Source organism: Cryobacterium cryoconiti (assembly GCF_004403065.1).
GTDB lineage: Bacteria > Actinomycetota > Actinomycetes > Actinomycetales > Microbacteriaceae > Cryobacterium > Cryobacterium cryoconiti.
On sequence record NZ_SOHA01000014.1, the window covers coordinates 59,446 to 65,690 of the forward strand.

The 6,245-nt window shown below is 66.9% G+C and carries 6 protein-coding genes; 5 read left to right on the forward strand and 1 reads right to left on the reverse strand.

Annotated features, from left to right (window positions below; all coding sequences use genetic code 11):
• Nucleotides 1-29: 29 nt before the first annotated feature.
• The gene (gene aspS, locus E3T49_RS06050) at nt 30-1,343 is read right to left on the reverse strand and encodes an aspartate--tRNA(Asn) ligase (protein WP_134424070.1); all 1,314 of its coding nucleotides are present in this window, start codon (nt 1,341-1,343) and stop codon (nt 30-32) included.
• A gap of 78 nt (nt 1,344-1,421) precedes the next feature.
• Between aspS and E3T49_RS06055 the strand changes: the two genes are divergently transcribed.
• The 5 genes from E3T49_RS06055 to ccsB are packed head-to-tail and all read left to right on the forward strand — an operon-like array spanning nt 1,422 to nt 6,085.
• The gene (locus E3T49_RS06055) at nt 1,422-2,066 is read left to right on the forward strand and encodes a histidine phosphatase family protein (RefSeq protein ID WP_134424060.1); all 645 of its coding nucleotides are present in this window, start codon (nt 1,422-1,424) and stop codon (nt 2,064-2,066) included.
• Entirely contained in the window at nt 2,063-2,659 is a 597-nt protein-coding gene (locus tag E3T49_RS06060) for a TlpA family protein disulfide reductase (protein ID WP_134424061.1), read from the forward strand. Before E3T49_RS06055 ends, E3T49_RS06060 begins: the two co-directional genes overlap by 4 nt.
• Before the next feature lie 2 nt (nt 2,660-2,661).
• A complete protein-coding gene (locus E3T49_RS06065; RefSeq protein WP_134424062.1) occupies nt 2,662-3,423 on the forward strand; it encodes a cytochrome c biogenesis CcdA family protein in 762 nt (253 codons plus the stop codon).
• Entirely contained in the window at nt 3,407-5,071 is a 1,665-nt protein-coding gene (resB, locus tag E3T49_RS06070) for a cytochrome c biogenesis protein ResB (protein ID WP_134424063.1), read from the forward strand. Before E3T49_RS06065 ends, resB begins: the two co-directional genes overlap by 17 nt.
• 51 nt (nt 5,072-5,122) lie before the next feature.
• Nucleotides 5,123-6,085 carry a c-type cytochrome biogenesis protein CcsB gene (gene ccsB, locus E3T49_RS06075; RefSeq protein ID WP_134424071.1) on the forward strand — a complete coding sequence of 321 codons (963 nt, stop codon included), beginning with the start codon at nt 5,123-5,125 and terminating at the stop codon, nt 6,083-6,085.
• The last annotated feature ends 160 nt before the right edge of the window (nt 6,086-6,245 follow it).

Sequence of the window (6,245 nt, forward strand, 5' to 3'; positions counted from 1 at the left end):
CCCCACCGTGGCAGGGCAGCCCTCGCCGGTTACGGCTCGAGACGCGTCGGGCCGCGGAACAGGTAGGTGACCTCGCGGATGCTGGCCTGGTGCAGCATCAGCATCAGCACCCGGGCGAGGCCCATGCCGAACCCGCCGTGCGACGGCACGCCGTAGCGGAAGAAGTCGAGGTAGCCCTCGATCTCCTCGGGGTCGACGCCCTTCTCCTTGGCCTGCTCGACCAGGATGTCGATGCGGTGCTCGCGCTGTGCCCCGGTCGAGATCTCGGTGCCGTTGAAGATCAGGTCGTAGCTCTTGGTGATGCTCGCATCATTCTCGTGGCGCATGTGGTAAAACGGCCGGATGCTCGAGGCGTAGTCGGTGAGGAAGACGAACTCGTGGCCGAAGGTCTCGAGCACGTAGGCGGCGATCTGACGTTCGCCCTCGGGGTCCATGTCGTCGTCGTCGCGCGGGACCTCGTAGCCGCGGGACTTCACGATCTCCTTGGCCTCGGCCAGCGGGATGCGCGGGAACGGCGTGCTGGGCACGGTGACCTCGACGCCGAAGAGGGCCAGAACCTCCTCGCCGTGCTTCTCCTTGACGGCGGTGAATCCGGCGACCAGCAGCTCTTCGTGCAGCTGCATGACGTCTTCGTGGCTGTCGATCCAGCTGATCTCGGAGTCGACGCTGGTGAACTCGGTGGAGTGGCGACTGGTGAACGACGGGTCGGCGCGGAACGCCGGGCCGACCTCGAAGATCTTGCCGAAGCCGGCGGCCTGGGCCATCTGCTTGAAGAACTGGGGGCTCTGCGCGAGGTAGGCCTTGGTGTCGAAGTACTCCACCTCGAACAGCTCGGCGCGGGACTCGCTCGCGCTGGCCATCAGCTTCGGGGTGTGCAGCTCGATGAAGTCGTTGTCGATCCAGTAGGTGCGCATCGCATGCTCGAACGTGGTCTGCAGGCGGAAGATCAGGTTCGCCTTAGGCTGGCGGAGGTCGAGGAAGCGCCAGTCGAGGCGCTTGTCGAGGCTGGAGTCGGCGGCGATGGGGGTCTCGGGGATCGCGACCGTGACGACCTCGAGGGTCGCGAGCTTGATCTCGATTCCGCCGAGCTTGACGCGCTCGTCGTGCTTGAGCTCACCGGTGACGGTGACGAAACTGCCCTGCGACAGGGTGGAGATGGTGCTGGCCGGTTCGTCGGCGACGACCACGCCCTCGGCATCCGTGGTGCGCGGGTTCACGAGTTGAACCGCGCCGGATTCGTCGCGGAGCACGACGAACTGCACCTTCTTCTGGTCTCTGACGGTGTCGACCCATCCGGACACCGTTACGGGGCCGTTGTCGAGGGCGGCCAGGTTCTTGATCACTATGCGCTGAGTCACCGGTCAAGTTTAGCCGCACGGCTCTCGGCGTATTCGCGGGTATCTCCTCCGTACACTGGAAGAGTGGCAGCCAATCAGGTACATCTCGTGCGGCACGGTGAGGTTTTCAACCCCGAACGCGTGCTGTATGGACGCCTGCCCGAATTCCGGCTCTCCGATCTGGGGGTGCAGATGGCCGAGGCCGCGGCCGCCGATCTGGTGCAACGCGCCCGTCCCGTCATTCGGGTCATCTCCTCACCCCTGCAACGGGCCCGCGAATCGGCCGCGCCGATCGCCGCGGCGTTCGGTCTCCCCATCGACATCGACGACCGCATCATCGAACCGGCCAACGTCTTCGAGGGAAAGCGGATGCGCGGGGCCGACGGTGCACTGCGCGACCCGCGCAACTGGCCGGCCCTGGCCAACCCGCTGCGCCCCAGCTGGGGCGAGCCGTTCGAATCGATCGCGCAGCGCATGCTCGCCGCCATCGAGGATGCCCGCCGCTCCGTCGACGGGGGCGACGTCGTGCTCGTCAGCCACCAGCTGCCGATCTGGATGGTGCATCGCGCCCTGGCCGGCCAACGCCTCGCCCATGACCCGCGCAAACGCCGCTGCGACCTGTCGAGCATCACGACGATCTCCTTCCCGAGCGACCGGCCGGCCGAGTCCGGCTACACCAACCCGGCCCTTGTCCTGCAAGCCGGCGCCACGGATGTGGGCGCCGTATGAGCCACCGTCCGCGTAACGCCCTGGTCGGTCTCGTCGCCGCAGCGCTGCTGCTGACCGGCTGCTCCACCGACCCCCTGGCCGAACAGTACCGTGAGGGCAGCAGCAAGGGTTTCATCGCCGGCGACGGCAGCTGGACCGAGATCCCGGTCGCCGAGCGCGGCGATCCCGTGACCTGGGGCGGCGCCGACGAGAACGGCACCCCGCTCTCCAGCGATGACTTCGCCGGCAAGGTTGTTGTGGTCAACTTCTGGTACGCCAGCTGCGCGCCCTGCCGGGCGGAAGCCCCGGCCCTGCAGGAGCTCAACAAGGAATTCTCCGGCACGGACGCCCACTGGGTCGGCGTCAACGTGCGGGACCAGGCCGCGAATGCGACGGCGTTCAACGAGAGCTTCGGCATCACCTATCCGTCGGTGATGGACGTCGACACCGGGAGCATGCAGCTCGCGTTCAGCGGCAGCATCCCGCCCAACGCCGTTCCCACCACCCTGGTTCTGGACCGATCCGGCCGGGTCGCGGCCCGCATCCTCGGTGCGGTGTCGGAGCCATCGATCCTCGAGACCCTCGTGCGCGACACGATCGCCGAGGAACCGTAGGCGTGGACAACCCGTTCGGCGAGATCGTCTTCAGCGGCCAGCTCTTTCTGGCCATTCCCATCGCCGTGCTGGCCGGTCTGGTCTCGTTCGCCTCGCCCTGCATCCTGCCGCTCGTGCCGGGCTATCTGGCCTATATCGGCGGCTTCACCGACGGCAGTTCGACCGCCGCCCGCGGTGACCGCCGGGGCCGTAACCGCCTGCTGCTCGGGGTCGCACTGTTCATCCTCGGCTTCACCCTCGTCTTCGTGCTCACCGGTGTGATCTTCGGGGTGGCCGGGTTCTGGCTGAACCAGTACCGCGACGCGATCACCCGCATTGCCGGCATCCTGGTGATCCTGCTCGGCCTGGTCTTCGTCGGCCAGTTCGGGTTCGCGCAGCGCACGGTCAAAACAGGCTGGAAACCGAGGATGGGACTGGCCGGCGCCCCCGTGCTCGGCGCCGTCTTCGCGGTCGGCTGGACGCCGTGCACCGGCCCGACGCTCACCGCCATCAACTCGCTCAGCCTGACCACGGGTTCGCCCTGGCAGGGCGGACTCCTGGCGCTGTTCTACGCGCTCGGGCTCGGCATCCCGTTCCTTCTGATCGCGCTCGGCCTAAGCTGGGCGACCGGTGCCGTTTCCTTCCTGAAACGGCATGTCCGGGCCATCAACCTGTTCGGCGGCCTCCTTCTCGTGCTCATCGGCGTGCTCATGGTGAGCGGCGTGTGGAATACCTGGCTCCTCGACCTGCAAGGAACGATCGGAAGTTATGTCCCGGCCATCTGACCACTACGACGCTCCTGCCTCCGCGGGGATCGTCCAGCCCCGCCTCGGCCTCGTCGGCTGGCTGCGGTGGTTCTGGCGCCAGCTGACGAATATGCGCACGGCGCTGTTCCTGCTGCTGCTGCTCGCGATCGCCGCCGTGCCGGGTTCCCTGGTGCCCCAGCGCAGCTCCGACCCGAACGGGGTCACCCAGTACTTCGCGGACAACCCCGACCTGGCCCCCATTCTCGACCAGATCCAGGCCTTCGACGTCTACTCCTCGGCGTGGTTCTCGGCCATCTACCTGCTGCTGTTCATCTCGCTGATCGGCTGCGTCATCCCGCGCACCAAACACCACTACCTGGCGCTACGGGCCCAGCCGCCGCGAACGCCCGCACGGCTGTCGCGCCTGGCCGGCTTCACGACGCGCACGGCTCCGTCCGGCACGGATGCCCAGGCAGCCGTCGAGTCCGCCCGCCGGCTTCTGAAGACCAGCGGCTACCGCGCGGCGGTCTTCGAGAATCGCGGGGAGATCTCGGTCTCGGCCGAACGCGGGTACCTGCGTGAAACCGGAAACCTGGTCTTCCACTTCGCCCTGGTCGGAATCCTGATCACGGTCGGGTTCGGCGGCGGGTTCGGTTTCAGCGGGCAACGCGTTCTCGTTGAGGGTCAGACGTTCGTGAACACCCTGCTGGCCTACGACTCGTTCAACCCGGGCCGGTTCTTCAATGACACAAGCCTGAAGCCGTACACCCTCACCCTCGACGACTTCGACGTCACCTACGAGGAGAAGAACCTCAAGGCCTACGGCCAGCCGATCGACTTCACCGCGGACGTGACCATCACCCCGCGGGGTGAGGCCGCAGAGGCCAGCCAGGTGAAGGTGAACGGACCGGCCCGCACCAGCGGCACCGACGTCTACCTGCTCGGCAACGGCTACGCCCCGACCATCACCGTGAAGGATCCGAACGGGGTGGTCGTCTTCACCGACTCCATTCCGTTCCTGCCCCAGGACGCCAACCTCACCTCCCTGGGGGTGGTCAAGGTTCCCGACGGACTGGCCGAGCAGCTCGGCATGATCGGCTTCTTCTACCCGACGCAGGCCACCATGGAGTCGGGGGCGTACTCCTCCTCGTACCCTGACCTGGAATACCCGTTGCTGACCCTCAACGTCTACTCGGGAGACCTCGGGCTTGACGCGGGGGTGCCCACCTCGGTTTACTCACTCGACATCGACCAGATGGAGCAGCTCACCGGCGGCAAGACCGGGGTGGAGTCCATTGAACTCAAGCCCGGCGAGTCCAGCGAGCTGCCGAACGGCCTCGGCACCGTCACCTTCGACGACGCCGCTCCGGGGGCGCAGAACGGGGACTTCTCCGGTTCGGTGCTCCGGTTCGCCTCGTTCGACATCCATCACGACCCCACCCAGCTCTGGGTGCTGTCCTTCGCCGTGCTGGCCCTGCTCGGTCTGCTGACGTCACTGTTCGTACCCCGCCGGCGGGTCTGGATGAAGGCCGTGCCCCAGACCGACGGCTCGCTGCGCCTCGAATACGCGGGGCTGGCCCGAGGCGAGGACCCGGCGCTGGAATCCGCCGTCGGCGACGTCGCCGACCGGCACACCGACCTGCTGTTATCCTCCCAATCGGCCACCCCGGCATCCGAACAGAAATAGGCTGAAACCGTGAATCTCAACGAGCTCTCGATCCTGAGCCTCTACTCGGCCATGGCCGTGTACGCGCTGGCCTTCATCGCCTTCTCCTTCGACCTGGCCAGGCGGTCGGCGGCCGTCGGGTCCGCCGAGGCGGCAGACGAGACGCAACGCCAGGCGGCGACGGCTCGCACGGATGCCGCGGGTGCGTCGGGCGGCACCACCACCCTCACGCGGATCAGCGCTCGGATCGCGAATGACGCGGCAATGCCCTACGGCCGGTCGCCCAGCCTGCGGGTGGGGGTCTCGCTCACCGTGCTCGCCTTCCTGATCCACCTGATGGCGACCGTTCTCCGCGGCGTGGCCGCCGAACGCGTGCCGTGGGCCAACATGTACGAGTTCGCGATGACGGGCACGCTGCTGATCGTGTCCGTGTTCCTGATCGTGCTCACCCGCGCCGACCTGCGCTTCCTCGGAACCTTCGTCACCGGGATGGTGCTGGTGCTCCTCGGGATCGCCGCGTTGCGCTTCTACGTCGAGGTTGCGCCCCTGCCGCCGGCGCTGCAGTCGGCCTGGCTGGTCATCCACGTCTTCGTCGCCACCCTCGGCACGGGTTTCTTCGCCCTCGGCTTCGCCCTGTCCACCGTGCAGCTCCTGCAGTTCCGGCACGAGTCGCGAGTCGCCTCCGCGAAGAGCGGGCGCCTGCGGTTCCTGGCCACACTTCCGTCGTCGGCCATGCTGGAGAACCTCGCCTACCGTGTCACCATCATCGGCTTCATCCTCTGGACCTTCACCCTGATGGCCGGATCGATCTGGGCCGAGCAGGCCTGGGGCCGGTACTGGGGCTGGGACACCAAGGAGGTCTGGACGTTCATCATCTGGACCATCTACGCCGGTTACATCCACGCCCGCGCGACCCGCGGCTGGCGCGGCTCACGGTCGGCGTGGCTGTCGATCATCGGCTTCGCCGCCGTCATGTTCAACTTCGGCATCGTGAACGTTTTCTTCAAGGGACTCCACGCCTACTCCGGCCTCTAGCCCCGGGCCCGCGCCCCTCACGAATTCGACGGAGATTTTGCCCAAGACAGGCCCAAACGGTCTGGGGTGACCCGATGTTTCCGGACAGTCCTTTGTAGAAGTTGAGATTGGATGGACTTATGGCGCATCGAAAATATGGGCGGTACACGCCCGAGCTCCG